This window comes from Geodermatophilus pulveris, from assembly GCF_900188375.1.
Lineage (GTDB): Bacteria > Actinomycetota > Actinomycetes > Mycobacteriales > Geodermatophilaceae > Geodermatophilus > Geodermatophilus pulveris.
In genome coordinates this window covers 275,084-300,842 of the sequence record NZ_FZOO01000003.1, presented here as the reverse complement: position 1 = coordinate 300,842, position 25,759 = coordinate 275,084, and the positions used below count along the sequence as shown (strand labels likewise).

Sequence of the window (25,759 nt, the reverse complement as noted above, 5' to 3'; positions counted from 1 at the left end):
CGGACGCGGGTCAGGCTCCGGCGTCCCCCGTGCGTGCGGTCCAGGTGCCGGCCGGGTCGGCCAGGGACCGGAACACCTCGGCCGACCGCTCCGGGCGCAGCGCGACGAACAGCCCCTCCGCCTCGGCCAGCACCGTGCCTGGGGCGTCCTCGGCGACGACCCGCGCGGTGGCGGTGGTGCGCCGGCCGGAGGACTCCCCCGCCTCGGCGGTGAGCAGCAGCGGGACGCCCAGCGGCACCGGCCGGCGGTAGCGCACGGTCAGCGTGGCGGTCAGCCCGCCCCGGCCGGCGGCCCGCACGGCACGGGCCAGCAGGTGGTCGAGCAGGGTGGCCACCACCCCGCCGTGCACCAGCCCGGGCGGGCCCTCGTGCGCCTTGCCCACGGTGACCCGGCCGGTCGCCCGGCCGCCGGGGGTCTCGCCGGCCTCCAGCGCCGGCGCGACCGGGTTGCCCCGCCCGTGCACCGGGCTGTACCAGCGCTCCCCGGCCTCCGGGTCGTCCACGGAGGCGACCTCGTGCAGGCCCCGGCCCGCCGCGCGCAGCCGGGCGGTGAGCTCGCGGGCAGCCGCCGCGACCGCGGTCAGCTCCCCGGCCGGTACCTCGGTGCGGACGGCGGCGTCGGCGAGGTCGCGCAGCACCGTCCCGAGCTCGCCCACGGCCTCCCGTCGGGCCGCCCGGTCCGCCTCAGCCACGGGGCATGCCGGCCTCGCGCAGCAGCCCGCCGCCGATGATGACCCGCTGCACCTCGCTGGTGCCCTCGTAGAGCCGGTAGAGGCGGGCGTCGCGGTAGAAGCGCTCGACCGGTGTCGTCCGCAGGTAGCCCAGCCCGCCGTGCACCTGCACCGCCCGGTCGACGGCCCGGCCGACCATCTCGGTGCAGAACAGCTTCGCCGACGACGGCCCGACCGAGGTGTCCTCGCCGGTGTCGTAGCGGGCGGCGACCTCCCGGACCATCGCGCGTCCGGCCAGCAGCTCCGCGTGCGTGTCGGCGATCAGCGCCTGGACCAGCTGGAAGCGGCCGATCGGGGCGCCGCCCTGCTTGGCCGTCGCGGCGTAGGCGACGGACTCGTCGAGCACCCGCTGCGCCATCCCGACGCACAGCGCGGCGATGTGCAGCCGGCCGCGGGAGAGCACGGTGAGCGCCTTGGCGTAGCCGCGCCCCTCCTCGCCGATGAGCGCGTCGGCGGGCACGTGCACGTCGTCGAGCACGACCTCCGCCGTCCAGGCGCCGGCCTGGCCCATCTTGCGGTCCTTCGGCCCGACGACGACCCCGGGCGTGCGCGCGTCCACGACGAAGCTCGAGACGCCGCGACCGCCGCGCTGCTCCGGGTCGCTGCGCGCGAACACGACGAACAGGTCGGCGATCGGCGCGTTGGTGATGTAGCGCTTGACGCCGTCGAGCACCCAGCCGCCGTCGTCGCGGCGGGCGGTGGTGCGCAGCCCGGCGGGGTCCGAGCCGGCCTCGGCCTCGGTGAGGGCGAAGGAGCCGATCAGCTCCCCGGACACCAGCCCGGGCAGGTACGCCTTCTTCTGCTCCTCGCTGCCGAACCGGGCGATGACCTGCCCGGCGATGCCGTTGTTGGTGCCGAACAGCGAGCGGAACGCGGGGGTCGTGTAGCCGAACTCGAAGGCCAGCTCGACGTCCTCGGCCATGGTGACGCCCAGGCCGCCGTACTCCTCGGGCAGCGCGTAGCCGAACAGCCCCATGTCGGCGATCCGTGCGCGCAGCTCGTCGGGGATGCGGTCCTCGTCGTCGATGCGCTCCTCCAGCGGGACGGCGAACCCCCTGACGAGCTGCCGGACGGCGTCCCTGACCTGGCGGAAGTCCTCGGCGTCCACGCCGACATCGTGCCGCGCGCCGGACCCGCCCGCCGCAGCCGGGTGCGCGCGCCCCGGGTCGCCGCGCTGTGCGACCGATCGCGTACCGTTTGTCATCGACGGTGGAGTGGCACTACCGTCGGGGACGGCCGCCCGAAACCGCCGGCGGTGCAGCACGATCCCTGCCGAGGTACCGGTGCCGTTCCTGAGGACCGCTGTCGTCCCCGCTCCCGGACGGGTCGTCGTCCGGCTCACCGGCGACGTCGACTCCTCCACCGCCCCCCAGCTCACCCGCGCCCTGCAGGAGTCCGCGGTCGGCACCTGCGGCGCGGTCGTCGTCGACGTCGCCGGTGCCCGCTTCCGGGACAGCTCCGGTCTGCAGGTGCTCGCGCTGTTCACCGACGCCCTCGTCCCGGTGGGCCGCCGCTGCCCGATCGTCGGCGCCCCGGCGGCCACCCGGCGGCTGGTCCGCTCCTCCGGGCTCGGCGGGCGGCTGGAGCTCGACGGCCCGCTCGACGCCGACGCCCCGCCGCCGCGGCCGGGCGCGCCGGCGGGCCATGCCGCCCTGCCGCACCGGCAGCGGCCGGCGCGGCAGGGCGAGGACCGTCCGGTCCGCCGCCGCGTGCGCACCGGACCGCTGCGCCGCTGGCGCTGAGCGAGGACCCGGTCGACCCTCAGGCGAGGGCGTCCAGGCGGGCGACGTCCTCGGCGGACAGTCGGAGCCGGGCGGCGCCCAGGTTCTCGGCGAGGTGGTCCAGCGACTTGGTGCCCGGGATGGGCAGCACCACCGGCGAGGTGTGCAGCAGCCAGGCCAGCGCCACCTGGGCCGGCGTGGCGTCCAGCTCGCGGGCGATGTCGGCCACCGGGCTGTCCGGGGCGGCGAGGTCGCCGGTGGCGATCGGGAACCACGGGATGAAGGCGATGCCGTGCTCGGTGCAGTGGTCCAGGACCTCCTGGGACTGCCGGTTGGTCAGGTTGTAGAGGTTCTGCACGCTGACCACGTCGACGATCTCCTGGGCCTGCTGCAGCTCGGCCACCGACACCTCGGACAGGCCGATGTGGCGGACCTTCCCCTCCTCCTGCAGCTCGCGGAAGACGCCCAGCTGGTCGGCCAGGGGCACCTCGGCGTCGATGCGGTGCAGCTGGATGAGGTCGATGCGCTCCAGGCGCAGGGTGCGCAGCGACAGCTCCACCTGCTGGCGGAGGTAGGCCGGGCGGCCGACCGGCGTCCAGATGCCCGGTCCCTGCCGGGTCAGGCCGGCCTTGGTCGCGACGACCAGCCCCTCCGGGTACGGGTGCAGCGCCTCGGCGATGAGCCGCTCGCTGACCACCGGGCCGTAGGAGTCGGCGGTGTCGATGAAGTCCACGCCCTGCTCGACGGCGGCACGCAGCACGCGGCGGGCGTTCCCCGGGTCGGCGGGCTCGTCCCAGACGCCGGGGCCGGTGAGCTGCATGGCGCCGTAGCCGAGGCGGTGGACGGTGAGGTCCCCGCCGAGGGCGAAGGTGTCGGTGGGCGCGACGGTGGTCATGGTCCCTCCAGGGATCGGCCCGCGGCCGGGCGCCACGGGTTCCTGTGCCGCGCAGCACACGCAGGGGGCGTTGCTCTTCCGGGATGTGACCGCCGACACTGGCCGGCATGGGCGAGGTCGTCGTGGTGCGGCACGGGCAGACCGAGTGGAGCCTCAGCGGCCAGCACACCAGCGTCACCGACCTGCCGCTGCTGCCCGAGGGCGAGGAGCAGGCCCGCCGGCTGCGCGGCGACCTCGACGGCCGGACGCTGGCCGCGGTGTGGACCAGCCCCCGGCTGCGGGCCCGGCGGACCGCCGAGCTCGCCGGGCTGGCGGTGACCGCGACCGACGAGGACCTCGTCGAGCTGGACTACGGCGGCTACGAGGGGCGCACGACGGCGGAGATCAGCGAGGAGCTGGGCCGGGCCTGGTCCCTCTGGGAGGACGGCACCGTCCCCGGCCGCACGCCGGGCGAGACGCTGGCCGACGTCGGCGTGCGGGTGGACCGGGTGCTCGACCGGGCCCGGCCGCTGCTGGCCGACGGCGACGTCGTGCTGGTCGCGCACGGCCACGTGCTGCGCGTGCTGAGCGCCCGCTGGCTCGGTCTGGACCCGCGGGCCGGGGCGCTGCTCGCGCTGCCGGCCGGCTCCTACGGCGTGCTCGGCCACGAGCACGACCGCCCGGTGCTCACCGGCTGGGGCCTGCACTGACCCCGGTGGCAGGCGGGGCGACCGGGCGGCCGAACAGCCAGCCCTGACCCAGGTCGGCGCCCAGGCGGGTGACCTCGTCGGCGGTCCGCTCGGTCTCCACCCCCTCGGCCACGACCTGCGCGCCCAGCGCGTGGGCCAGCTCGACGACCGACCGCACCATGGTGCGCGCGCCGTCGTCGGGCAGCGCCTGCACCAGCGGCCGGCCCAGCTTGACCACGTCCGGGCGGACCGCGGTCAGCAGCGAGCGGCTCGACCAGCCCGCCGCGACGTCGTCCAGCGCCACCCGCCAGCCACGGGCGCGGTGGTGCTCGAGCACCGACAGCAGGTGCCCGCGGTCCCGGACGGCGGAGACCTCCCCCACCTCGACGACCATCCGCGAGGGGTGGATGCCGGCGTCCTCCAGGGCCCGGGCGGTGCCGGCGAGGCTGACCTCCGGCCGGTGCACCGAGGCGGGGTCGGAGTTGACGAACAGGTCGGCGTCGCCGAGCCAGGACGCCGCGCCGGTGACCGCCGACTCGCGGCCGATGCGGTCCAGCCGGGGCAGCCACCCGGCGGACTCCGCGACGAAGAACAGGTCCTCCGCGCCGATCTCCCGCCCGCCGACCGACCCCCGCAGCAGCGCCTCCTGCGCGACGACGGCGCGGTCGTCGAGCCGGACGATCGGCTGGTACACCGACCACAGCTCGGCCTCGGTGAGCAGGCCGATGTCGGCGGTGACGCCGCGGCGGGCCAGCTCCACGGCGAGCGTCGGCGCGGTGAGCAGCCGGGCGGTCAGCGCCGAGCCGCCGTCCGGGGGGTCGGTGGCCACCCGCAGGTCCTCGGCCTCCGCGGTGGTGAGCCCGCGGGCCAGCCGCCGGAACAGCCGCTCGACGCCGCGGCCGCCGTCCTCGTCGTCGAGGTCCAGCAGGTCCGGGGACGCCGACACCTGCAGCCCCAGCGTCCGCGCCGTGCGGGCCACCTCGGTGAGCAGGTGCGCGTCGGAGGTCGCGAGCAGGACGCGGGTCGCGCGGGCCGGCAGGTGCCAGTACTCCCGGCGCCGCAGTCGTCGGTCGGGGGGCGCCACGGCACCAGGATGCACGGCACGTGGACGGCGGGCTCCGACGGGCGCGCGGTCGGTCCCGACGCGCCGGACGCGCCGATCCGACGACCGGCGGTTCCGGATCGTGTCGTCGTCTCTCACCTGAGTGTCTAAGGTCAGCCCATGATCGTCACCCAGGAAGCCCCGCCGGTGCGCTCCCCGCGGGGCGGCCGCCCCCGCGACCCCAGCCGGGACGGCGTCATCCGGGCGGCCATCCTGCGGCTGCTGGCGGAGGTCGGGTACGGCGCGCTGACCATGGACGCCGTGGCCGCCGAGGCCGGTGTGGGCAAGGCGACCATCTACCGCCGGTGGCGCACCAAGCAGGATCTCGTGGCCGACACCATCACCGAGCTGAACGCCACCACGGTCACCCCTGCGGACACCGGGTCGCTGCAGACCGACCTGCGCGAGGTCCTGTACAGCATCGTCGACGTGATCAACGGACCCATGGGTGCGGCGACACGGGCGCTGCTGTCTACCGTCACACACCATCCCGCGCTGGGGGAGGCGTTCGGCGACGGCCCGGTCGGGGTGTGGCGTCGCGCGTTCGGGCAGGTCTTCGCCCGCGCCGAGGCGCGCGGCGAGCTGCGCCCGGGCCTGGCCGGCACCGTGGTCGCCGAGGCCCTCATGGCTCCGCTGGTCCAGCGGTGGCTGATGACCGGCCACCTCGTCACCCGGGACTACGCCGACGAGGTGCTGGGTGACGTCGCCCTGCCGCTGCTCCGGGCCAACTGGGGACCGTCCGCCTGAGGGATCACCAGCCGAGCGTGCCCGGCGAACCCTTGAAGGGGCCGACGACCTCGTCGGTGATCCAGCCGCCGTAGAAGTCGCCCGGCTGCGCCCGCACGGTCTCCCCGTCGACGAGCGCCCGGTCGACCCGGCTCGGGTAGAACGCCACCGCGCCGCGCAGGTGGGCGTAGCGCGGCACCGGCGCCTCGTAGGACCAGCCCACCGACGGGTACCGCCGTCCGTCGACGACGGCGTCCCAGTAGGTCGCCGCACCCTTCCACTCGCACCACGAGCTGCCGGAGGCGCGCTGCAGGACGCCGTCGGCGACGTCCTCGCGGGGCACGTAGTACACCGGCGGGTGGCTGGTCTCGCAGACCCGCACGGCCCGGTCGGTGGCGGCGACGACCCGGCCGCCGAGCTCGACCACGACGCGCCGGCCGGTCACCTCGGCCGACGGGGGGCGGGGGTAGTCCCAGACGGACTCCTGGCCGGGGCCGACGGGATCGGGGCGGGGGTGGGCCACGGCGGTCTCCCGTCAGTCGTTCCGGTGCCGCACCCGCTGCACGAGCACGAGGGTCATCAGCAGGCCGACCGCGCCGACCGCCGCCATCCCCGCCGGCGTCTGCAGGAACTGCTGGACGGCGGCCTGCCCCTGGGCCCTCAGCCGCTGCGGGCTGGTCCGGGCGGCCAGCTGGTCCAGGGTCGCGGCGAGCGCCTCCCGGGCGGCGTCGATCTCCAGCTGGATCTGTCGAGGGTCGCGAGGCACGGGCGACAGCCTGCCAGACGGCACGGGCCCGGGCTCGCCAGTCGGCCGGTGGCCACCCGCACGGGCTGCCCTTCCCTATGCTCGACCCGACGCGGGAGTGGTGTAACGGCAGCCACGCCAGACTTAGGATCTGGTGCCCTCGGGCGTGCGGGTTCGACTCCCGCCTCCCGCACTCAGCCCAGCTCGACGTGCAGCTCCAGCGCCGTCGCCGGGCGGGTGGCGTCGTCGTCGTCCACGACGGCGAGCAGGTGCACCACCCCGTCCGCGACGCCGCGCAGGGCCAGCCCCTCCACCTTGGCCACCCGCCCCTCCACCTCCGGCACCCGGCCGACCGCCAGCACCTCGTCCCCGTCGACCAGCGCCAGCGCGGAGGCCACCACCGGCCCGTCGTCGACGGCGTTCGGGGTGTCCTCGGCTGCTGCGCTGAGCAGCAGCCGCCCGTCGGGCAGCGCGATGGCGTCGGTCACCGCGAGGCCCACCCCGGCCACCTCGCCCAGGTCGTAGACCCTCGGCCGCGCCACCGGGACGGCGGCGGCGTCCGCCCGGCCGAGGACGGCGTCGACGAGCGCGGCCAGCGGGACGTCGACGCTGCCCGGGCGCACCCCGGCGGCGAGGTTGCCGCGGTTGAACCAGCGGACCGTGCCGCCGTGCCGGCTGGCGCCCTCCAGGTTGAGCTGGTCGGCGGCCACCTCCAGCACCCCGGCGACCTGCGCGTACAGCGGCGCCAGCTCCCCCGCCCGGACGACGGGCACCCCGCCGTCCAGGCGCACCAGGACCCCGCGGGTGCGCCGGTCGGTGGCGCCCGAGCCGAGCAGCAGGACGGCCGGCTCCCCGTCGACCTCCGCGGGGCAGGCCACCTCCAGGTCGGGCTTGAGCCGCTTGGTGCCGGCCTGCTCGCTGAACCGGTCCAGGCCCTCGACGGGCGGCAGCAGGCGCAGCGCGGCGACCGAGCCGCCCCGCAGCCAGGCGGCCACCGTGGAGTCGTCCTGGGCCACCAGCCAGCCGTCGCCGAGCGGCGCGACCGCCGAGGCCGCGGTCACCGGCGTCCCGTCGTCGAAGCGCAGCGCCCGCACACCCGCCACCGAGATCAGCACCCGCCCACTGTGCCCGCGCACCCGCGGGCCCGCCGGGCGGGCGGCCCGGGCGCGCGAGAGCGGGATCACACGGCGACGTCGGCGCAGGTCAGCGGCCCGCGGCGCCGGGAGGCGGCGGGACGGCCCGGGCCCGGCCCCTACGCTGGGAGGGCAGGCCGTCGCGCAGCGCCGCCCGTCCCGGCCGCCTCCCCCTGCACGCACCGACCCCGCCGGAGCCCATGACCGCGCCACGCCCCGCCCCGACCGACCGGCCCGCCCGCCCCGACGACGACGAGCCGCGGACGGGCGTCCAGCTCAGCGCCACCCAGGTGGCCGCAGGCGCCCTGGCCGCGGTGTCGGCCGCCGTGGTGGCCTCCTTCTCCGGCCTGGCCGGCACCCTCATCGGTGCCGGCCTGGCCAGCGTCGTCAGCACCGTCGGCGCCGCCGTCTACGGCACCTCCCTGCAGCGGACCAGCCGGACGCTGCGGCGCGCCCGCGGGCAGCTCACCGCCGGCCGGACGGCGGCCGGGGCGGCCCCGGCCACCGCGGTGCTGCCCGCCCACCTGGACCCCCGCCGCACGAGGGCCGGTCGTCCCCGGCTGCGCTGGACACGGGTCGCCGCCTACGCCGGCGCGGTCTTCGTGCTGGCCATGGGCATCGTGAGCGCCATCGAGCTGGTCGGCCAGCGGCCGGTGTCCGCCCTCGTCGGGGACACCGAGACCTCCGCGGCCACGACCATCGGCGCGATCACCGAGGCCTCGTCGTCCTCCGGCGGGGAGGGGTCCGGGGACCCGGCGCCGTCGTCGCCCGACCCGGCCGCACCGGCGACCGGGAGCAGCTCGCCGGCCACCGGGACCGACGGGGCGTCCGACGACGCCGGCAGCCGGGAGACCGGGGACGAGGAGACCGGGGACGAGGAGCCCGGGAACGAGGAGCCCGGGGACGAGCCGTCCGGGTCGGCCACCCCGTCGCGGACCCCGGCGGCCGAGCCCACCACCGGCAGCGAGCCGGGCGGGTCCTCGGGCGGGTCGTCGGAGGACGCGGCACCGGACGCCGGGGAGGACGACGCGTCACCCACCGCCGGGGCCGGGCCGACCCCCTGACGTGCCACCCGCCGGCCCCGGCAGACCGGGACCGGCGGGGCGCGCCCGTGACTCGGACCCCCCGAGGTGCCGGCCGGTGTCGCGCCACCACGTGCACTGCTCGAGCGCCGCGTCGACGACGTGGCGGGTCAGCGGCCGGATGAGCGGGGTGCGCTCGGCGAGCGGGCGCACCTCCCCGCCGCCGTTGCTCCCTGCCGAGGGGCACCGGTCAGCGGCGGCCGAGCAGCTCCGCGACCAGCGGCACCAGCGCGGCGAGGGCCTGGCCGCGGTGGCTGCGCGCGTCCTTCTCCGCCGCGGTCAGCTCGGCGGCGGTCCGCTCCAGCCCGTCGGGCAGGAAGACCGGGTCGTAGCCGAAGCCGTTGGCGCCCCGCGGCTCCCGGACCACCTCGCCGCGCCAGGACCGCTCGACCACCCGCTCGGCACCGCCCGGGGTCACCACCGCGGCGGCGCACACGAACGCCGCGCCACGGCGCCCGTCGGGCACGTCGGCGAGCTGGCCGAGCAGCAGAGCGGTGTTCGCCGCGTCGTCCCCGTGCCGGCCAGACCAGCGCGCCGACAGGACGCCGGGCATCCCGTTGAGCGCGTCGACGGTCAGCCCGGAGTCGTCGGCGACCGCAGCCAGCCGGGTGTGCCGCACCGCCTCGCGCGCCTTGAGCAGCGCGTTCTCCGCGAAGGTGGCCCCGGTCTCGGGGGCCTCGGGGTACCCGGGGACGTCGCGCAGTCCCAGCACCGCCACCCCGGGGACGGCGCTGTCCAGCAGCCGGCGCAGCTCGGCCAGCTTGCCGGGGTTGCGGGTGGCCAGCAGCAGCCGCGCGCTCATCGGGTGAGCGCCTGCTGCTGCAGCGCGGTGAGGGTGGCGCAGCCGCCGACGGCGAGGTCCAGCAGCGCGTCGAGGGTGCCGCGGTCGAAGACGCCGTCCTCCGCGGTGCCCTGGACCTCGACGAACCGGCCGTCGCCGGTGCAGACGACGTTCATGTCGGTGCCGGCGCGCACGTCCTCCTCGTAGGCGAGGTCCAGCCGCGGCTGCCCGTCGACGACCCCGACGCTGACCGCGGCCACCGACTGCAGGACCGGGGTCCTGCGGGCCAGCTTGCCGCGCTGGCCGAGCCAGGACACGGCGTCGGCGAGGGCGACGTAGGCGCCGGTGATGGCCGCCGTCCGGGTGCCGCCGTCGGCCTGCAGCACGTCGCAGTCGACGGCGATGCTGTTCTCGCCGAGCGCGGCGAGGTCGACCGCGGCCCGCAGCGAGCGGCCCACCAGCCGGCTGATCTCGTGCGTGCGCCCGCCGAGCCGGCCCTTGACCGACTCGCGGTCGCTGCGGGTGTGCGTCGCCCGGGGCAGCATCGCGTACTCGGCAGTGATCCAGCCCTGGCCGGAGCCCCGGCGCCAGCGGGGGACGCCCTCGGTGACGCTGGCGGCGCAGAGCACCCGGGTGCGGCCGAACTCCACCAGCACCGAGCCCTCGGCGTGGTCCAGCCAGTTGCGGGTGATCGTCACGGGGCGGAGCTGGTCGGCCGCCCGGCCGTCGGGGCGCGGGGGCGCGGCTGCTGCGGTCACGGGGGCCGACAGTAGTGCCGTGGCCGGGCCGGGCCCGCGGTGTCGTCCGCTGGGACGGCGGTGTGACGACAATGTCCCGTGCGATCGGAGCTGATGACGGTCCGGACCGGAGGCGCGCCCACGGTGGTCGACCTCACCGACGAGTGCGCGGCGTTCGTGCGCGAGGAGGCCGACGGGCTGCTGCACGTGTTCGTACCGCACGCGACGGCCGGCGTCGCGGTCATCGAGACCGGCGCCGGCAGCGACGACGACCTGCTCGCCCAGCTGGACGTGCTGCTCCCCCGTGACGGGCGGTGGCGGCACCGGCACGGCAGCCCGGGCCACGGCCGCGACCACGTGCTCCCGGCGTTCGTCCCGCCGTCGACGAGCATCCCGGTGCTGGGCGGGCGCCTGCAGCTGGGCACCTGGCAGCGGGTCTGCCTGGTGGACACCAACACCGACAACCCCGAGCGCCAGGTCCGGCTGTCCTTCCTCGCCGGCTGAGGGAGGACTCCCCTGCCCTGCGGTCGGCCGGGCACGGCAGGATGCCGGTCATGACCGACACCGACCGCGGCCTCGACACGGCTCCCGTCCGCCTGGCGCCGGGGGACCCCGCACCGGAGTTCACGCTGCCCGATGCCGACGGCACCCCGGTCTCGCTCGCCGACCACCGCGGACGCCGGGTGGTCGTCTACTGCTACCCGGCGGCCATGACCCCGGGCTGCACCACCCAGGCCGTGGACTTCACCGCCTCCGCCGGCGACCTGGCCGAGGCCGGGCTGGACGTCATCGGCATCTCCCCCGACCCGGTCGAGAAGCTGGCGCGCTTCCGCGAGGCCGAGGGCCTGCGCATCACCCTGCTCTCCGACCCGGACACCCGGGTGCTCGCCGCCTACGGCGCGTACGGGACCAAGAAGCTGTACGGCAAGGAGGTCGTCGGGGTCATCCGGTCGACGTTCGTCATCGACGCCGAGGGCCGCATCGAGAAGGCGGCCTACAACGTCAAGGCCAGCGGCCACGTCGCCAAGCTGCGCCGCGAGCTCGGCCTGGACTCCTAGCGGCTCGGGCCCGCCAGGTGCCCGGCCGCGGCTGGCACCCCGGCCCGCAGGACCGGCCCTCCTCCCAGGGACCGAGCACCACCTCGCCGGGGTCCGGCGAGACCTCGGCGCACAGCCGGCCGGCCCGTCGTCGCGGTCGAGCAGCTCACCGGGCACCAGGGAGCGTGCGAGGCGTGGGGGGAAGGGTGGTCCTCTCTCAGTCCCCGGCCTCCGCACGGCGGGCCCGGGCCCGGCGGCGGCCCTCGTGCATCGCCTGCACGCGGGCCACCGGGATGGTGTGGCCCTCGGCGACCAGGTCGGCCGGCAGCTCCTGCCGGGCGGGCAGCAGCGCCGTCCACGGGTCGCCGTCCCCCAGCCGCTCCGGCGCCGTCCGGACGGTCACGTCCCCGGGCCGCACCGAGGGCAGGTCAGCCCAGGCGACCGGCGCGGAGACGGGCAGGCCGGGGCGGATCCGCGGGCTGTAGGCGGCCACGATGGTGGCGGAGCCCGAGCGGGTGGAGTCGAGGAACACCCGGCCGTGCCGGTCCTCCCGGATGTAGGCGGTGGTGGCCAGGTCCGGGTCGAGGGCGGCGGCGCGGGCGGCCAGCGCGCGGGTCGCGGCGGCGGCGTCCTCGGGCCCGACTCCGCGCACCGGGACGACGACGTGCACCCCCTTGGACCCGCTGGTCTTCACCGCCCCGGCGAGCCCGGCGTCGGCCAGCGCCCGCCGGACCAGGTCCGCCGCCCGCACGACCACGTCGAAGTCGGCGCCCTCCGGCGGGTCGAGGTCGAGCACGATGCCGGTCGGCTCGGTCTCGGCGCCGGCGAGGGAGAAGGGCACGTGGAACTCGACAGCCCGCTGGTTGGCCAGCCACAGCAGCGTGCGGCGGTCGTCGCAGAGCACCTGGTGCACCTCGCGGTGCGCGCCGTGGGACCAGACCGGCACCGTGCGCACCCACTCCGGCGCGCCCCTGGCGACGTTGCGCTGCATGAACGGCTCCTGGCCCGGCCGGACCCGCTTGACCGACAGCGGCCGGCCGGCCAGCTGCGGCACCAGCCGGGAGGCGTTGGCGTCGAGGTGGTCGACCAGGTCGCCCTTGGTCACCCCGAGCCCGTCGCCCAGCGGCGCGTCGAGGCTGGTCAGCCGGACGCCGTCCCGTTCGTCGTCGACCACCGGGCCACGGTGCCCGGCCGAGCCGCGCCGGGCAAGAGGGGTGCGGTGACGTGCCGGACCGGCCCTCCTCCAGCGTCCCGTCCCGAGCCTGCGAGTGACGGGGGCAGGAGGGTCCTCCGTCAGACGGCGTACGTGGCGCAGGGCTCGACCAGCTCCGCGCCGGGGAACACCTCCCGCGCGGACGCCAGCTGCCCCTCGGCGTCGACCCACGGCGGCACGTGGGTGAGCAGCAGCCGGCCGACCCCGGCCGCGGCGGCGTGCTCGCCGGCCTGCCGCCCGGTGAGGTGCAGGCCGCCGGGCAGGCCGGGGACGTCGGGGTGCGCGGCCTCGGCGAGCAGCACGTCGGCACCGCGGGCGAGGTCGACCACGGCGGCGCTGGCGCCGGTGTCACCGGTGTAGACCAGCGACCGGCCGCCGGCGGTCAGCCGCACGGCGTGGCACTCGACCGGGTGCGCGGTGCGCGCCGTCCGCACGGCGAAGGGCCCCAGGTCGAACGGCTCCCCGGTGAGGACGGTGAAGTCGAAGACGTCCTCCAGCGGCGCGCCGTCCCCGTAGTAGGCCGAGGCCAGCCGCCGGTCGGCGCCGGCCGGCGCGTACAGCGGCACCGGCCGCCCGCGGGAGCGCCCCGAGTAGCGGTGCCAGACGACGAACGGGGCCACGTCGAGGCAGTGGTCCGCGTGCAGGTGGGTGAGGTACAGCGCGTCGACGGTGACCGGGTCGGCGAGGGCCTGCAGCGTCCCGAACGCGCCGTTGCCCAGGTCGAGGAGCACGCGGAAGCCGTCGTGCTCGACCAGGTAGCAGGACGCCGGGGACGCCGGGCCCGGGCCGCTGCCCGAGCAGCCGACCACCGTCAGCTCCACCTGCCGCTCCCCTGTGTCGTCCCTCCGGCGCCGGTCAGGCTAACCGGGGGGCCGGGGAGACCGGCGTCGCGCCCCCGGGCTCACGCCCAGAGCTGGCCCTCCAGCGCGGAGGTCGCCTCCTCCAGCGTGCCGGCGTAGGCGCCGGTGGACAGGTACTTCCAGCCGCCGTCGCAGACGATGAAGACGATGTCGGCCCGCCGGCCGGCGGTGACCTCCTTGTCGGCGATGCCGAGGGACGCGTGCAGGATGGCGCCGGTGGAGATGCCGGCGAAGATGCCCTCCTGCTCCACCAGCTGCCGGGTGCGGCGCAGGGCGTCCAGCGGGCCGACGCTGAACCGGGAGTCCAGCAGGGTGGGGTCGTAGAGCTCGGGGACGAAGCCCTCGTCGATGTTGCGCAGCCCGTAGACCAGCTCGCCGTAGCGCGGCTCGGCGGCGATCACCCTCACGTCGGGCTTGCGCTCGCGCAGGAAGCGGGAGACGCCCATGAGCGTGCCGGTGGTGCCCAGCCCGGCGACGAAGTGGGTGATCGAGGGCAGGTCGGCCAGGATCTCCGGGCCGGTGCCGGTGTAGTGCGCCTCGGCGTTGGCCGGGTTGCCGTACTGGTAGAGCATCACCCAGTCGGTGTGCTCGGCGGCCAGCCCCTTGGCGACGGCGACGGCCTGGTTGGAGCCGCCGGCCGCCGGGGAGCTGATGATCTGCGCGCCGTACATCTCCAACAGCTGGCGCCGCTCGATCGAGGTGTTCTCCGGCATCACGCAGATCAGCCGGTAGCCGCGCTGCCGGGCGACCATCGCCAGCGAGATGCCGGTGTTGCCGCTGGTGGGCTCCAGGATGGTGTCGCCCGGGGTGAGCCGCCCCTCCTTCTCCGCCGCCTCGATCATCGCGATGGCGGCCCGGTCCTTGATCGACCCGGTGGGGTTGTGGTCCTCGAGCTTGGCCCACAGCCGGACGTCGGGGGACGGCGACAGGCTCGGCAGCCCCACCAGCGGGGTGTTGCCGAGCGAGTCGACGAGCGAGGCGAAGCGGGCCATCAGCGGACCTCCGGTCGAGGGGCGGGCGGGGCGGCGGTCAGCCGCCCGCGACCGCCGGGAGGATGGTGACCGAGTCGCCGTCCTTGACCTGGGTGTCCAGCGCCCCGGTGAAGCGCACGTCCTCGTCGTTGACGTACACGTTGACGAAGCGGTGCAGCTTGCCCTCCTCGGTGACCAGGCGGTTCTTCAGGCCCGGGTGCTTGGCGTCGAGGTCGTCGACGAGCGCGGCCAGGGTGTCCCCGCTGCCCTGGACGGTCTTGCTGCCGCCGGTGTGGGTGCGCAGGATGGTCGGGATCCGGACCTCGATGGCCATGGCGTGTGCGTTCTCCTCAGGGGGTCGGTGGGGTGTGCCGCGCGACGGCGCAGCGGACGTGCGTCTGGTCGGGCCAACGCCCGCAGGCCGCCGGCTCATTCCGATGGTGACGTGCTGGAACGGCCCCGCTGCAGGGACCCGCCGCGAGCGTGCGAGCGGTGGGGGGCAGCGGGGTCCTTCTTCAGTCGTAGACGACGGTGGTCGGCGAGTGGCCGAACAGGTAGGACTCGACGACCTCGACGTCCTCCTCGGTGACGACGCCGTCGACGATCCGGAAGCTGCGGAACTCGACCTCGTCACCGGCCAGGCCGGTCTGCTCCCCGTGGTGCCGGGTGGAGACAAGCACGTAGTGCGCGTTCGGCTCGGCGGCCAGGCCGATGTCGGTGCGCGACGGGTAGGCCTCGGTCGCGGTGTGCGAGTGGTACACCACCACCGGCTCCTCGTCCCGGTCGTCCATCTCCCGGTACAGCCGGAGCAGGTCCGCGGAGTCGAACTCGTAGAACGTGGGCGACCGCGCGGCGTTCAGCATCGGGATGAACCGCTCGGGGCGGTCGCTGCCCTCGGGGCCGGCGACGACGCCACAGGCCTCGTCCGGGTGGTCCTCCCGGGCGTGGGCCACGATGGCGTCGTAGGTCGCGCGGTCGATGCGCAGCACGCAGCCGAGTCTAGGAGATCCCGCACCGCCCACCTCGCAGGCTCCCGGCAATGGCCCGGAGGTTACGGTGACGTGTCGTGGTGGTGGAGCTGCTCATGGTCGCCGGGGTGCTCGCCGTGGCGCTGCCGGCGCTGCTGCTGGGCATGGGGGGGACCCGCAGGCGCGCCCGCTGGTACCGCCGCGCCGTCGGCGGCGACCGGGTGTCGCTGGTGCTGGTCGTCTCGCTCCAGGTGCTCACCCTGCTGCTGGTCGCCGTCCTGTCGCTGGTCGTGCTGGTCTCCGCCGTCGGCGCGCTGGTGCGGGACCTGGAGATGCCGGGCCTGGTGTCGGTGTTCTTCGTGCTCGACCTGCTCCTCGCGGCGCTGGTCGTGCTCACCTTCGGCCGGCGCGACCCGCGGCGAGCGCGTCGACGAGCGACCCCTGCAGGCCGGTGAGCCAGTAGTAGACGGCCAGCTGGTGGCCCTCCTCGCCGGCGAGGTCCTCCGGCGGCTCGGTGTCCTCGCGGATGTCCAGCCGGGTGCCCAGGGCCAGGCGCAGGTCGTTGGTGGTGCGCAGCCAGGCGGCCGCCTGGTCGGGGTCCAGGCGGACCGTCCCGCCGTCGGGCGGCAGGCCGGCGCGGACCGTGGCCAGGTCGTCGGCCTTGCCGGAGCGCAGCGCGGACTCGGTCATCTCGCGGTAGTCGGCGGCGATCTCGGGGTCGCTGCGGTGCCCGGCGGGCAGCAGCCGGGCGACGACCGGGTCGCCCGCGACGTCCTCGGCCTCGGCGGTGAGCAGCTGCTCGAGCTGGTCGAGCAGCAGGGCCACGACGTGCACCTCGGCCGGCTCGAGCCGGGCGACCAGCTCACCGCCCCGGCGGCGGAACGGCTTCACGCGGGTGCCCTCACGAGTCGCGCTGGTAGCTGGCCCACAGCCCGTAGGCGTGCAGCCGGCTGGTGTCGTGCTCCATCTTCTCGCGCGGCCCCGAGCTGACGATCGCCCGGCCCTCCTCGTGCACCTGCAGCATGAGCGTGGTCGCCGTCGGCTCGTCGTAGCCGAACAGCTCCTGCAGCACGTAGGTGACGTAGGTCATGAGGTTGACCGGGTCGTTCCAGACGATGGTGACCCACGGGCGGTCGAGGTCGCCGTGCTCCTCGACGGTCTCCTCCGGCGTCCGTGTCGGCGCGAGTGGTCCGGCCACGCACCCACCTTAGAACGCCGGGTGTCGCCGGTCGCGCCTACGCTGCGAGGTCATGCCCCCGGCGACCGGCCCCGCCCTGCTCACCGACCGGTACGAGCTGACCATGGTCGCCGCGGCCCTGGCCGACGGCACCGCCGACCGCGACTGCGTGTTCGAGGTCTTCGCCCGGCGGCTGCCGCACGGCCGCCGCTACGGTGTGCTCGCCGGCACCGGCCGGCTGCTGGAGGCGCTGCCGGACTTCCGGTTCACCGACGCCGACCTCGCCGCGCTGCGCGAGCAGGGCCTCACCGACGCCCGGCTGCTGGACTGGCTGGCCGGGTTCCGCTTCACCGGGGACGTCGACGGCTACGCCGAGGGCGAGCCGTTCTTCCCCGGCTCCCCCGTGCTCACCGTGCGCGCCCCCTTCGCCGAGGGGGTGCTGCTGGAGACGCTGGTGCTCTCGGTGCTCAACCACGACAGCGCCATCGCCTCCGCCGCGGCCCGGATGGTGTCCGCGGCCTGTGAGCGGCCGTGCATCGAGATGGGCTCGCGGCGCACCCACGAGGACGCTGCGGTCGCCGCCGCCCGGGCCGCGCACCTGGCCGGGTTCGCCGCCACCTCCAACCTGGAGGCCGGCCGGCGCTACGGCATCCCGACCACCGGCACCAGCGCGCACGCCTTCACGCTGCTGCACGACGACGAGGCCGCCGCCTTCCGCGCGCAGGTCGCCGCCCTCGGGGTGGGCACCACGCTGCTGGTGGACACCTACGACGTGGACCAGGGCATCCGGACGGCGGTGGAGGTGGCCGGGCCGGAGCTGGGCGCGGTCCGGCTGGACTCCGGGGACCTGCCGACGCTGGCCCGGCACGCCCGCGAGCTGCTGGACTCCCTCGGCGCGACCGGCACCCGGATCATCGTCACCAGCGACCTGGACGAGTACGCGATCGCCGGGCTGATGGCCGCCCCGGTCGACGGGTACGGCGTGGGCACCTCGCTGGTCACCGGGTCCGGCGCCCCGACGGCGGGGATGGTCTACAAGCTGGTCGAGCGGGACGGCGTCCCGGTGGCCAAGCGCTCGGAGGGCAAGAACTCGGTGGGCGGGCGGAAGTCCGCCGTCCGCCGGCACGACGCCTCCGGGACGGCGACCGCCGAGGTGGTCACCGCCGCCGCGGTGCTCCCCCGGGACGGCGACCGGACGCTGGTCGTGCAGCTGGTCCGCGGCGGCGAGGTCTGCGCGCCGGCCACGCCCCGGGAGGCGCTGGCCGCCGCCCGGGCGCACCACGAGCGGGCGGTCGCCGCGCTGCCCGCGGAGGCGTTCGCGCTGTCCCGCGGGGACTGCGCCATCGAGACCCTGACGGCCTGAGGAGGACGACGTGACCCGCGCGCTGCTGGTGGTGGACGTGCAGAACGACTTCTGCGAGGGCGGCAGCCTGGCCGTGGCCGGCGGTGCCGGCGTGGCCGCGGCGATCAGCGGGCACCTGCGCGCGCACGCCGCCGACTACGCGCACGTGGTCGCCACCCGCGACCACCACGTCGACCCCGGCGGCCACTTCGCCGCGCAGCCGGACTTCCTGGAGACCTGGCCGCCGCACTGCGTCGTGGGCACGGCCGGCGTGGACCTGCACCCGGACCTGGACCGCGGTCCCCTCGAGGCGGTGTTCGACAAGGGCGAGTACGCCGCGGCCTACTCCGGGTTCGAGGGCGTCTCCGGCGGCGTCCCGCTGGCCGACTGGCTGCGCGCCCGCGGGGTGGACGCCGTGGACGTCGCCGGGATCGCCACCGACCACTGCGTGCGGGCCACCGCACTGGATGCCGCCGGGGCCGGCTTCGCCACCCGTGTGCTGCTGCCGCTCACCGCGGGCGTCAGCGAGGCGACCACCGACGCCGCCCTGGACCAGTTGCGCACCGCCGGCGTGGAGCTCTCCGGCGAGGTGCACCGGCCGCCGGCCGGGCAGTGACCTACCGGGAGCGCGCGACCGCCGTGCCGGACGCGGTGCTGTGGGAGCGGGCCGTACCCGCAGGGGCGTCGCGGATCCTGCCCGACGGCTGCCTGGACCTGCTCTGGGACGGCCGGCGGCTGTCGGTGGCCGGGCCCGACACCCGGGCGCGGTGGCACGAGGACCCGGCACCCGCCCGCTACGTCGCGCTGCGCTTCTCCGGCGGGACCGGCCCGGCGCTGCTGGGCGTGCCCGCGCACGAGCTGCGGGACCGGACGCCGCTGCTGGAGGACCTGTGGCCGGCGGCAGCGGCGCGGCGACTGGCCGACCGGGTGGCCGAGGACCCGGTCGGCGCCCTGGAACGGTGGGCCGGCGAGCGGGTGGTCGACTCCCCCGCGGACCCGCTGGGCGGCCGGGTGCTGGCGCTGGCACGGGCAGGGGTGCCGGTCGCGGGCATGGCCGCGCGGCTGGGCCTCGGCGTCCGGCAGCTGCACCGGCGGTCGCTGGACCTCTTCGGCTACGGACCGCGGCACCTGACCCGGGTGCTGCGGCTGGGCCGTGCGCTGGAGCAGGTCCGCCAGGGGGCGCCGCTGGCCCGGGTGGCCGCCGACAGCGGGTACGCCGACCAGGCGCACCTGGCCCGGGACGTGCGCGGCCTGACCGGGACCACCGTGACCGCGCTGCTGCGCGGGTCAGCCGGGTAGCGGCGCGAAGAGGTCCACGGGCGTGCCGTCCGGGTCGTGGACGACGGCGTAGCGCTGACCCCACACGGCGTCCCACGGCGGCAGGTGCCCGTGGTGACCCGCGGCGGTCAGCTCCGCCCACGCCGCGTCGACCCCGCCCGGGCTGCCGCAGTCCAGGGCGAGAGCGACCCGGTGGCCGCCGGTCGGCGGCGTCCAGTGCGCGTCGAACGACCGGATGGTGGCCTCGGTGTCGAAGGCCAGCCGCAGCCCGCCGGCCAGCGCCACCTCGACGTGCGGCTGGTCGTCGGCGCCCTCCGGGACGGCCAGGCCGCAGCGGCGGTAGAAGGCGAGGGTCGCGGCCATGTCCGAGACCACGAGTCCGATGACGGCGGGGCGCAGCTCCATGCCGGTGACGCTAGGCAGCGGCCGCGCCGGTGTCTTGGACGGTTCGGACGGCGACATCGTCGGCCTACCGGCCGACACCGCGGCCACGTGCCCGGAAGGACCTCGGTGCCCCCCACGCCTCGCACGCTCGGCGCGGGCCCCTACACCGAGGCCAGTTGCCGCGCTGAGCCCATCCCGGTCCTCCTCGCGGGAGCCTCCGGGCCCCACTCGTCGGACCGATCACTCCGCGTCGAGGACCTCGTCGCGGGTGAAGCCGAGCACCTGCAGCACCGCGTCGAGGTAGGGCTGGTTGAGCGCGGTGTGCGCCTGCTCGCGCACCCACGGCTTGGCGTTGAAGGCGATGCCCAGCCCGGCGACGCCCAGCATGTCCAGGTCGTTGGCGCCGTCGCCCACGGCCACGGTCTGCTCCAGCGGGATGCCGTAGTCGTCGGCGAAGCGGGCCAGCGCGCGGGCCTTGCCGGCGCGGTCGACGATCTCGCCCACCAGCCGGCCGGTGAGCCGGCCGTCGGCGACCTCGAGGGTGTTGGCGGCGGCGAAGTCCAGGCCCAGCTGCTCGGCCAGCGGGTCGGTGACCTGGGTGAAGCCACCGCTGACGATGCCGCAGCGGAAGCCGTGCCGCTTGAGCGTGCGGATCAGCGTGCGCGCGCCGGGGGTGAGCACGAGCGCCGCGCGCACCTCGTCGAGCACCTCGACCGGCAGCCCGGCGAGCGCGGCGACCCGGGCCCGCAGCGACTCGGCGAAGTCCAGCTCGCCGTTCATGGCCGCGGCGGTGATCCGGGCGACCTCCGCGGCCCGGCCGGCGCGGGCGGCGAGCTCGTCGATGACCTCCCCGCGCACCAGGGTGGAGTCGACGTCGAGGACGATCAGCCGCTTGCTGCGGCGGGCCAGCCCGACCTGCTCGACGGCGATGTCGGCGCCCGTGGCGGACGCCACCGAGGCCAGCGCGGTGCGCAGCGCGGTGGCCTCGCCGCCGGAGACGGTGAGCTCGAAGCTGGTGACCGGGTAGTCCGACAGGCGGCGGATCGCCTCGATGTTCCCGCCGGTGCCCGCGATGGCCGACGCGGCCCCGGCCACGGCCCCGGGCGGGACGGGCCGGCCGAGCAGGATGACGTGGTGCGGCCGGCCGGGCGGGGCGGCGTCCAGCCCGGCGTCGGCGGCCGACTCGACCTGCACCCGGACGCCGGTGGCCGCGGCCACGTCGCCGGCCAGCCGGCCGAGCGCGGCGAGGAAGCCCGCCTCGTCCACCACCGGCCCGCCCTCCACCGGCAGCGCTCCCACGACGACGCCGAGCACCAGCTGACCGTGGACGACGACCTGCTCGACGTCGACCACCTCGACCGGCGGCAGCCCGTCGCCGGGTACGGCCAGCGCCGCGAACAGCCGCGCGGTGACTCCGGGCCGGTCGCTGCCGGAGACCGTGAGCAGCGCCCGCGGGGCGGTGGAGGGCGCCCGGGCGGTGTCCGGCTGCGTGCGGGGGGCGGGGGCGGGCGGCACGGCCGTCATCGTGCCGCACCCCCGGCCGGCGTCCGGCGACCGGCCCGGGGCGCGGACCGCGCACGCCGACGCCCCGCCGGCCGGAGCCGACGGGGCGTCGCGTGATGTGGTGAACGGCCCCCTCGCAGGGTCCCGCGCCGAGCGTGGTGACGTGCTGGAACCGGCCCCGTCCCGGGTCCCGCCCTGAGCCTGCGAAGGGTGGGGAGGACGGGGTCCTCTCTCAGGTGGGGTCGGGGTCGTTCGGACCCTGCCGGGAGCCCCCGGTGGCGCCCAGCTCGGCGGCGTAGGGGTCGTGCCGCTTGCCGGCGTGCGCCTCGCGCTGCAGCCGCTCCACCAGGTGCGGGTAGTGCGCCTCGAACGCCGGCCGCTCGGAGCGGATCTTCGGGATCTCGGTGAAGTTGTGCCGCGGGGGCGGGGAGCCGGTCGCCCACTCCAGCGAGTTGCCGTGGCCCCAGGGGTCGTCACGCAGGGCCAGCCGGCCGTACCGCCACGACCGGGCCACGTTGTAGAGGAACGGGATGGTGGAGGCGCCGAGCACGAAGGAGAAGACCGTCGAGACGGTGTTCAGCGTGGTGAACCCGTCGGTGCCCAGGTAGTTGACGTACCGGCGGGGCATGCCCTCGGCGCCGAGCCAGTGCTGCACGAGGAAGGTGCCGTGGAAGCCGATGAAGGTCAACCAGAAGTGCAGCTTGCCGATCCGCTCGTCCATCATCCGGCCGATCATCTTCGGGAACCAGAAGTACATGCCCGCGTAGGCGGCGAACACGACGGTCCCGAAGACGACGTAGTGGAAGTGCGCGACGACGAAGTAGCTGTCGTTGAGGTGCCAGTCCAGCGCCGGGCTGCCCAGCAGGACGCCGGTCAGGCCGCCCAGCAGGAAGGTCACCAGGAAGCCGATGGCGAACAGCATCGGCGTCTCGAAGGTGAGCTGGCCGCGCCACATCGTGCCGATCCAGTTGAAGAACTTGATCCCGGTCGGCACGGCGATGAGGTAGGTGAGGAAGGAGAAGAAGGGCAGCAGCACCGCTCCGGTGGCGTACATGTGGTGCGCCCACACCGTCAGCGACAGGCCGCCGATGGCGATGGTGGCGAAGACCATGCCCTTGTAGCCGAACAACGGCTTGCGGCTGAACACCGGGATGATCTCGGTGATGATGCCGAAGAACGGCAGCGCGATGATGTAGACCTCGGGGTGCCCGAAGAACCAGAACAGGTGCTGCCACAGCATCGGCCCGCCGTTCTCCTCGACGAAGACGAGGGCGCCGAGCTGGCGGTCGGCCAGCAGGGCGAACAGCGCGGCGGTGAGGATCGGGAAGGCGAAGAGGACCAGCAGGCTGGTCACCAGGGTGTTCCAGCAGAAGATCGGCATCCGGAACAGCGTCATGCCCGGCGCCCGCAGGCAGGCCAGCGTGGTCAGGAAGTTGACCGCGCCGAGGATGGTGCCCAGGCCGCTGACCGCCAGACCGGCGATCCACAGGTCGGCACCGGCGCCGGGGCTGTGCGCGGCGGTGGACAGCGGCGTGTAGGCGTACCAGCCGAAGTCGGCGGCACCACCCGGGGTGAAGAAGCCCGACACGGCCAGCGAGGAGCCGAACAGGAACAGCCAGAAGGAGAACGAGTTCAACCGCGGGAACGCCACGTCGGGCGCGCCGATCTGCAGCGGCATGATCAGGTTGGCGAAGGCGAAGAACAGCGGCGTCGCGAAGAACAGCAGCATGATCGTGCCGTGCATGGTGACCAGCTGGTTGTACTGCTCCGGCGACAGGAACTGCAGACCCGGCCGGCCGAGTTCCCCGCGCATCAGCATCGCCAGGAGGCCGCCGACGACGAACCAGGCGAAGGAGGTGGCCAGGTACATCAGGCCGATGGTCTTGTGGTCGGTGGTCCGCAGCAGGTTCGAGAGCCGCGAGCCCTTCTCCGCCTCGTGAACCGGGCTCGGCCGGCTCACGATCGGCGCCGGTGCGATCGTCACGGCCGCAGCTTAGACGCTTCCCGGCGCGGGGTTCCTGCCGACGTCGCGGGCGCGCCCGTCCGCACGCTCCGGCCCCCCGCGTCGGGCCTCAGGTCGTGCCCGGATCGTGACCTGACACGCCGGGACCGGCCGGCTCGCGGACCCAGGTGGTGACGTCGAGGGACAGCGTGACCGGCGTCCGCTCGGGCAGGGCGGCCACCGCCGCGGCCAGCCGCTCCGGGTCGAGGTGGCGGGCGTGCGGGCCCATGCCGACCAGGGTCGTGACCGTCGCCCGGTCCAGCTCGAGCCGGTCCCGGTGGGCCGTGGCGGCCACCGGGCGCAGGTGCGGGTCCAGCGCCGCGGACAGCCGGCGCGCCTTGTCCGGGTCGACCTGCAACAGCCCGAGGGGGCCGACCAGCTCCCCCAGGTGGTCGGCGGCGGGGGTGACGACGACCAGGCGCCCGCCCGGCCGCAGCACCCGGGCGGTCTCCCGGCCGTTGCGCGGGGCGAACACGACCAGCACCCGGTCGACGGCGGCCGGGCGCACCGGCAGCCGGGCCCAGGCGTCGGCCACCACGGCCAGCGCGCGCGGGTGCGCGCCGGCGGCGCGGCGGGCGGCATGGCGGGAGGAGTCCAGGACCACGCCGACCGCGTCGGGCAGCCGGTCGAGGACGCCGGCCAGGTGGTGCCCGGTGCCGCCGCCGAGGTCGAGCAGCGCGCGCGGCGGGCCGTCGTCCCCCGCGGTGACGGCATCGGCCAGGGCGCGGGTCACGCCGGCGTAGTGGCCGGCGGCGAGGAAGGCGACCCGGTCGCCGACCATGGCCGCGGAGTCGCCGGACGGCGGGACGTGCCCGGGCGGCAGCAGCGTGACGTGCCCCTGCCGCGCCCGGTCGAAGGAGTGCCCGGCCGGGCAGCGCAGGCCGGCGTCGTCCGGCCGGGTGGCCAGCGGCGCCGCGCACACCGGGCAGGCCAGCAGGTCGACCGCGCCGGCCGGCCACGGACGGCGGGGGCTCACCGGGCCGCCGACGTGGCCGCCTGCGGCACCCCGCCCGCCTCCACCGCCCGCCCCGGCACCACGCCGACCGCCAGCGCCGCCGCGACCGCCGCCGCCGCGAAGGCGGCCGGGTACCCCGGCCCGTCCTCCACGAGCAGCGCGGCCAGCGGCACCGTGAGGGTGGCGCCGACGTTCTGCACGGTGTTGTGCGCGCCCAGCGCCCGCCCGGCCCAGGCGCTGCCGGCCTGCTCGGCGACCGAGGTGAAGGCGATCCCGTTGGGACTCACCGTGGCGACGGTCGCGACGACCACCGCGGCGGCGACCGCGGACGGGGCGAGGACGTGCGGGGTGAGGGCGGCGACGACCGCGAGCCCGCCGACGACGGCGGCGACTGCGGCGGCGACCAGCCGCAGCGGGCCCACCCGGCTGCCCGCGCGGTCGGACCAGGCGCCCGCGCCGAGCCGGGCGGCCGCGCCGCCCAGGGAGGTGACCGCCAGCAGGGTGCCGGCCGCCGCGGCCGACCAGCCGGCCGCGCGCACCAGGAAGTCGAAGCCGAGGGCTGCGACGACGAACTGCGGGACGACGAGCAGCGTGCTGGCCGCGTGCACCCGCCACAGCACCGGGGAGCGGTAGGGCGACGCGGCCGGCGGTGCCCCCGCCGGCGCCGGCGGTCGGGCCGGGTCGCGCACCAGGACCCCGATGAGGACGGCGGTGGTGGCGCACCCGGCGGCCAGCGCGGCGAACGCCGTCCCCGGGCCGCCGTCGGCCAGCCGCGGCAGGGCGAACGCCGCCACCCCGACGCCGATCGGCTGCCCGGCCTGCCGGATGCCCATGGCCAGGCCGCGCTGGGAGGCCGGGAACCAGCCGAGCACCAGCCGCCCGCTGGCGGCGTGCACCGACGCGCTGCCGGCGCCGGCGAGCAGCAGCCACAGCCCGGTGGCGACCGGCGTGGCCGCCAGCGCGGCCCCGGCCAGGGCGGCCGCGGCGACGCCGAGCCCGGCGCCGAGCACCCGCCGCTCGCCGTACCGGTCGGCCGCCGCTCCCCAGGCCAGCAGGGTGAGGACCAGGCCGGCGGTGGGTGCGCTGACCAGCAGGCCGATCGCGCTCAGCGACAGGCCCTCGGCGCGCAGCGCGACGGTGAGGAAGGGCAGCCCGTTCTGCACGGCGCAGGCGGCGACCAGGCCGAGCAGGCTCACCCCGAGGTGGCGCCAGCGGGCGGTGCCTGCCGTCACCTCGCGACCGGGTGGAGGGTGACGTCGCGCAGCACCCCGCCGTCGGCCACGGCGGTGAGGTAGGTGCAGGACGGCTGCCGGCGCCGGTCGGTGGGCGAGCCGGGGTTCAGCAACCGCAGACCGGTGGCGGCGGTGGTGTCCCAGGGGATGTGGCTGTGGCCGAACACCAGCAGGTCGGTGTCGGGGAAGCGCGCGGCGCAGCGTGCCTCGCGCCCCGTGCGGTCCCCGGTCTCGTGGACGACGGCCAGCCGGATCCCCTCGATCTCCGCGCGGGCCACCTCCGGCAGCCGCTCGCGGAGCGCGCCGTGGTCGTTGTTGCCGTGGACGGCGACCAGCCGGCGGGCGCGCTCCTCGAAGCGGTCCAGCAGCGCGACGTCGACCCAGTCGCCGGCGTGCACGACGACGTCCGCGGCGTCGATCGCCGCCCACAGCGCCGCCGGCAGGTCGCGCGCCCGCCGGGGGACGTGCGTGTCCGCCGTGAGGACCAGGGAGACCGGCACCCCGCCATGGTCGCAGG

32 protein-coding genes and 1 tRNA gene are annotated in these 25,759 nt (G+C 76.3%); 11 read left to right on the top strand and 22 right to left on the bottom strand.

Translation table 11 applies throughout. The features are described from left to right. Positions 1–10: 10 nt before the first annotated feature. Together CHB98_RS08180 and CHB98_RS08175 are read right to left on the bottom strand one after the other, a co-directional pair. Positions 11–655 (bottom strand): PaaI family thioesterase, encoded by a 645-nt coding sequence (locus CHB98_RS08180; RefSeq protein ID WP_218822290.1) that lies wholly within the window; start codon positions 653–655, stop codon positions 11–13. A gap of 28 nt (positions 656–683) precedes the next feature. Next, entirely contained in the window at positions 684–1,838 is a 1,155-nt protein-coding gene (locus CHB98_RS08175; protein WP_089305094.1) for an acyl-CoA dehydrogenase family protein, read from the bottom strand. A gap of 175 nt (positions 1,839–2,013) precedes the next feature. On the opposite strand from CHB98_RS08175, the gene CHB98_RS21520 reads away from it, so the two are divergent. Continuing rightward, the gene (locus CHB98_RS21520; RefSeq protein ID WP_179224312.1) at positions 2,014–2,472 is read left to right on the top strand and encodes an STAS domain-containing protein; all 459 of its coding nucleotides are present in this window, start codon (positions 2,014–2,016) and stop codon (positions 2,470–2,472) included. A 19-nt stretch (positions 2,473–2,491) separates the two neighbouring features. Here the strand turns inward: CHB98_RS21520 and CHB98_RS08165 are convergent, their stop codons facing one another. Further along, positions 2,492–3,346, bottom strand: a complete 855-nt coding sequence (locus CHB98_RS08165; protein ID WP_089305093.1) for an aldo/keto reductase — start codon at positions 3,344–3,346, stop codon at positions 2,492–2,494. Positions 3,347–3,453: 107 nt separating this feature from the next. Here CHB98_RS08165 and CHB98_RS08160 point away from each other — a divergent pair, with 107 nt between their 5' ends. Next, entirely contained in the window at positions 3,454–4,035 is a 582-nt protein-coding gene (locus CHB98_RS08160; RefSeq protein ID WP_089305092.1) for a histidine phosphatase family protein, read from the top strand. On the opposite strand, the gene CHB98_RS08155 is transcribed toward CHB98_RS08160, so the two are convergent. Then, positions 4,013–5,098: an EAL domain-containing protein gene (locus CHB98_RS08155; RefSeq protein WP_089305091.1), complete on the bottom strand. Its 1,086-nt coding sequence runs from the start codon at positions 5,096–5,098 to the stop codon at positions 4,013–4,015. The two genes, CHB98_RS08160 and CHB98_RS08155, sit on opposite strands and share 23 nt — an antisense overlap. 138 nt (positions 5,099–5,236) lie before the next feature. On the opposite strand from CHB98_RS08155, the gene CHB98_RS08150 reads away from it, so the two are divergent. Beyond that, a complete protein-coding gene (locus tag CHB98_RS08150) occupies positions 5,237–5,863 on the top strand; it encodes a TetR/AcrR family transcriptional regulator (RefSeq protein ID WP_245821007.1) in 627 nt (208 codons plus the stop codon). Between the two features lie 4 nt (positions 5,864–5,867). On the opposite strand, the gene CHB98_RS08145 is transcribed toward CHB98_RS08150, so the two are convergent. Together CHB98_RS08145 and CHB98_RS08140 are read right to left on the bottom strand one after the other, a co-directional pair. Continuing rightward, positions 5,868–6,365 (bottom strand): DUF427 domain-containing protein, encoded by a 498-nt coding sequence (locus CHB98_RS08145; protein WP_089305090.1) that lies wholly within the window; start codon positions 6,363–6,365, stop codon positions 5,868–5,870. 12 nt (positions 6,366–6,377) lie between these two features. Continuing rightward, positions 6,378–6,608 (bottom strand): DUF3618 domain-containing protein, encoded by a 231-nt coding sequence (locus CHB98_RS08140; protein WP_089305089.1) that lies wholly within the window; start codon positions 6,606–6,608, stop codon positions 6,378–6,380. Between the two features lie 91 nt (positions 6,609–6,699). Here CHB98_RS08140 and CHB98_RS08135 point away from each other — a divergent pair. Further along, positions 6,700–6,780: transfer RNA gene (locus tag CHB98_RS08135), tRNA-Leu, on the top strand. A 1-nt stretch (position 6,781) separates the two neighbouring features. On the opposite strand, the gene CHB98_RS08130 is transcribed toward CHB98_RS08135, so the two are convergent. Then, complete coding sequence (locus CHB98_RS08130; RefSeq protein WP_089305283.1) at positions 6,782–7,702, bottom strand: DUF6910 family protein; 921 nt, start codon at positions 7,700–7,702, stop codon at positions 6,782–6,784. Between the two features lie 218 nt (positions 7,703–7,920). On the opposite strand from CHB98_RS08130, the gene CHB98_RS08125 reads away from it, so the two are divergent. After that, positions 7,921–8,784 carry a hypothetical protein gene (locus CHB98_RS08125; RefSeq protein ID WP_089305088.1) on the top strand — a complete coding sequence of 288 codons (864 nt, stop codon included), beginning with the start codon at positions 7,921–7,923 and terminating at the stop codon, positions 8,782–8,784. A 208-nt stretch (positions 8,785–8,992) separates the two neighbouring features. Here CHB98_RS08125 and rdgB read toward each other — a convergent pair whose 3' ends face one another. Next, on the bottom strand, positions 8,993–9,604 hold the full coding sequence (gene rdgB, locus CHB98_RS08120; RefSeq protein ID WP_089305087.1) for an RdgB/HAM1 family non-canonical purine NTP pyrophosphatase: 612 nt from the start codon (positions 9,602–9,604) through the stop codon (positions 8,993–8,995). Further along, positions 9,601–10,341: a ribonuclease PH gene (gene rph / locus CHB98_RS08115; RefSeq protein ID WP_089305086.1), complete on the bottom strand. Its 741-nt coding sequence runs from the start codon at positions 10,339–10,341 to the stop codon at positions 9,601–9,603. The genes rdgB and rph overlap by 4 nt, the downstream gene beginning before the upstream one ends. 93 nt (positions 10,342–10,434) lie before the next feature. Here rph and CHB98_RS08110 point away from each other — a divergent pair, with 93 nt between their 5' ends. Next, positions 10,435–10,824 (top strand): YjbQ family protein, encoded by a 390-nt coding sequence (locus CHB98_RS08110; RefSeq protein WP_089305282.1) that lies wholly within the window; start codon positions 10,435–10,437, stop codon positions 10,822–10,824. Positions 10,825–10,874: 50 nt separating this feature from the next. Beyond that, positions 10,875–11,378, top strand: a complete 504-nt coding sequence (gene bcp / locus CHB98_RS08105; RefSeq protein ID WP_089305281.1) for a thioredoxin-dependent thiol peroxidase — start codon at positions 10,875–10,877, stop codon at positions 11,376–11,378. 196 nt (positions 11,379–11,574) lie between these two features. Here bcp and CHB98_RS08100 read toward each other — a convergent pair whose 3' ends face one another. From CHB98_RS08100 to CHB98_RS08080, 5 genes are all read right to left on the bottom strand, one after another. Next, positions 11,575–12,531 (bottom strand): DNA polymerase domain-containing protein, encoded by a 957-nt coding sequence (locus CHB98_RS08100; protein ID WP_089305085.1) that lies wholly within the window; start codon positions 12,529–12,531, stop codon positions 11,575–11,577. A 119-nt stretch (positions 12,532–12,650) separates the two neighbouring features. Further along, on the bottom strand, positions 12,651–13,391 hold the full coding sequence (locus tag CHB98_RS08095) for an MBL fold metallo-hydrolase (RefSeq protein ID WP_089305084.1): 741 nt from the start codon (positions 13,389–13,391) through the stop codon (positions 12,651–12,653). 80 nt (positions 13,392–13,471) lie between these two features. Next, positions 13,472–14,422, bottom strand: coding sequence for a PLP-dependent cysteine synthase family protein (locus CHB98_RS08090; protein WP_089305083.1), 951 nt, complete (start codon positions 14,420–14,422; stop codon positions 13,472–13,474). 37 nt (positions 14,423–14,459) lie between these two features. Then, positions 14,460–14,735, bottom strand: a complete 276-nt coding sequence (locus tag CHB98_RS08085) for a ubiquitin-like small modifier protein 1 (protein ID WP_089305082.1) — start codon at positions 14,733–14,735, stop codon at positions 14,460–14,462. Between the two features lie 181 nt (positions 14,736–14,916). Beyond that, positions 14,917–15,390 carry a M67 family metallopeptidase gene (locus tag CHB98_RS08080; protein ID WP_089305081.1) on the bottom strand — a complete coding sequence of 158 codons (474 nt, stop codon included), beginning with the start codon at positions 15,388–15,390 and terminating at the stop codon, positions 14,917–14,919. Between the two features lie 77 nt (positions 15,391–15,467). Here CHB98_RS08080 and CHB98_RS08075 point away from each other — a divergent pair, with 77 nt between their 5' ends. After that, positions 15,468–15,824 carry a hypothetical protein gene (locus CHB98_RS08075; RefSeq protein WP_089305080.1) on the top strand — a complete coding sequence of 119 codons (357 nt, stop codon included), beginning with the start codon at positions 15,468–15,470 and terminating at the stop codon, positions 15,822–15,824. Here the strand turns inward: CHB98_RS08075 and CHB98_RS08070 are convergent. Further along, positions 15,763–16,260 (bottom strand): DUF2017 family protein, encoded by a 498-nt coding sequence (locus CHB98_RS08070; protein ID WP_089305079.1) that lies wholly within the window; start codon positions 16,258–16,260, stop codon positions 15,763–15,765. The genes CHB98_RS08075 and CHB98_RS08070 overlap by 62 nt on opposite strands. 10 nt (positions 16,261–16,270) lie before the next feature. Beyond that, a complete protein-coding gene (gene clpS, locus CHB98_RS08065; RefSeq protein ID WP_089305078.1) occupies positions 16,271–16,567 on the bottom strand; it encodes an ATP-dependent Clp protease adapter ClpS in 297 nt (98 codons plus the stop codon). Between the two features lie 52 nt (positions 16,568–16,619). Here clpS and CHB98_RS08060 point away from each other — a divergent pair, with 52 nt between their 5' ends. From CHB98_RS08060 to CHB98_RS08050, 3 genes are read left to right on the top strand one after another with little or no spacing between them, the layout of a single operon-like run. Then, positions 16,620–17,909, top strand: coding sequence for a nicotinate phosphoribosyltransferase (locus tag CHB98_RS08060; protein ID WP_089305077.1), 1,290 nt, complete (start codon positions 16,620–16,622; stop codon positions 17,907–17,909). Positions 17,910–17,919: 10 nt separating this feature from the next. Further along, a complete protein-coding gene (locus CHB98_RS08055; RefSeq protein ID WP_089305076.1) occupies positions 17,920–18,504 on the top strand; it encodes an isochorismatase family protein in 585 nt (194 codons plus the stop codon). Next, positions 18,501–19,187 carry an AraC family transcriptional regulator gene (locus tag CHB98_RS08050; RefSeq protein WP_089305075.1) on the top strand — a complete coding sequence of 229 codons (687 nt, stop codon included), beginning with the start codon at positions 18,501–18,503 and terminating at the stop codon, positions 19,185–19,187. Before CHB98_RS08055 ends, CHB98_RS08050 begins: the two co-directional genes overlap by 4 nt. On the opposite strand, the gene CHB98_RS08045 is transcribed toward CHB98_RS08050, so the two are convergent. From CHB98_RS08045 to CHB98_RS08015, 6 genes are all read right to left on the bottom strand, one after another. After that, the gene (locus CHB98_RS08045) at positions 19,176–19,571 is read right to left on the bottom strand and encodes a VOC family protein (RefSeq protein WP_089305074.1); all 396 of its coding nucleotides are present in this window, start codon (positions 19,569–19,571) and stop codon (positions 19,176–19,178) included. The genes CHB98_RS08050 and CHB98_RS08045 overlap by 12 nt on opposite strands. A gap of 219 nt (positions 19,572–19,790) precedes the next feature. Further along, positions 19,791–21,065, bottom strand: coding sequence for a phosphoserine phosphatase SerB (serB, locus tag CHB98_RS08040; RefSeq protein WP_245821006.1), 1,275 nt, complete (start codon positions 21,063–21,065; stop codon positions 19,791–19,793). Between the two features lie 220 nt (positions 21,066–21,285). Next, a complete protein-coding gene (gene ctaD / locus CHB98_RS08030; RefSeq protein ID WP_089305071.1) occupies positions 21,286–23,037 on the bottom strand; it encodes an aa3-type cytochrome oxidase subunit I in 1,752 nt (583 codons plus the stop codon). Between the two features lie 88 nt (positions 23,038–23,125). Beyond that, the gene (locus CHB98_RS08025) at positions 23,126–24,031 is read right to left on the bottom strand and encodes a putative RNA methyltransferase (protein ID WP_245821005.1); all 906 of its coding nucleotides are present in this window, start codon (positions 24,029–24,031) and stop codon (positions 23,126–23,128) included. Continuing rightward, entirely contained in the window at positions 24,028–25,242 is a 1,215-nt protein-coding gene (locus CHB98_RS08020) for an MFS transporter (RefSeq protein WP_089305070.1), read from the bottom strand. The genes CHB98_RS08025 and CHB98_RS08020 overlap by 4 nt, the downstream gene beginning before the upstream one ends. Then, entirely contained in the window at positions 25,239–25,742 is a 504-nt protein-coding gene (locus tag CHB98_RS08015; protein WP_089305069.1) for a metallophosphoesterase family protein, read from the bottom strand. The genes CHB98_RS08020 and CHB98_RS08015 overlap by 4 nt, the downstream gene beginning before the upstream one ends. Between the last annotated feature and the right edge of the window lie 17 nt (positions 25,743–25,759).

Coding starts and splice junctions, on each gene's coding strand:
- bcp (WP_089305281.1), top strand. CDS start 10,875: ATGACCGACACCGACCGCGGCCTCGACACGGCTCCCGTCCGCCTGGCG.
- CHB98_RS08165 (WP_089305093.1), bottom strand. CDS start 3,346: ATGACCACCGTCGCGCCCACCGACACCTTCGCCCTCGGCGGGGACCTC.
- CHB98_RS08150 (WP_245821007.1), top strand. CDS start 5,237: ATGATCGTCACCCAGGAAGCCCCGCCGGTGCGCTCCCCGCGGGGCGGC.
- CHB98_RS08110 (WP_089305282.1), top strand. CDS start 10,435: ATGACGGTCCGGACCGGAGGCGCGCCCACGGTGGTCGACCTCACCGAC.
- CHB98_RS08060 (WP_089305077.1), top strand. CDS start 16,620: ATGCCCCCGGCGACCGGCCCCGCCCTGCTCACCGACCGGTACGAGCTG.
- CHB98_RS08160 (WP_089305092.1), top strand. CDS start 3,454: ATGGGCGAGGTCGTCGTGGTGCGGCACGGGCAGACCGAGTGGAGCCTC.
- CHB98_RS08045 (WP_089305074.1), bottom strand. CDS start 19,571: ATGGAGCTGCGCCCCGCCGTCATCGGACTCGTGGTCTCGGACATGGCC.
- CHB98_RS08090 (WP_089305083.1), bottom strand. CDS start 14,422: ATGGCCCGCTTCGCCTCGCTCGTCGACTCGCTCGGCAACACCCCGCTG.
- rdgB (WP_089305087.1), bottom strand. CDS start 9,604: ATGAGCGCGCGGCTGCTGCTGGCCACCCGCAACCCCGGCAAGCTGGCC.
- CHB98_RS08085 (WP_089305082.1), bottom strand. CDS start 14,735: ATGGCCATCGAGGTCCGGATCCCGACCATCCTGCGCACCCACACCGGC.
- CHB98_RS08125 (WP_089305088.1), top strand. CDS start 7,921: ATGACCGCGCCACGCCCCGCCCCGACCGACCGGCCCGCCCGCCCCGAC.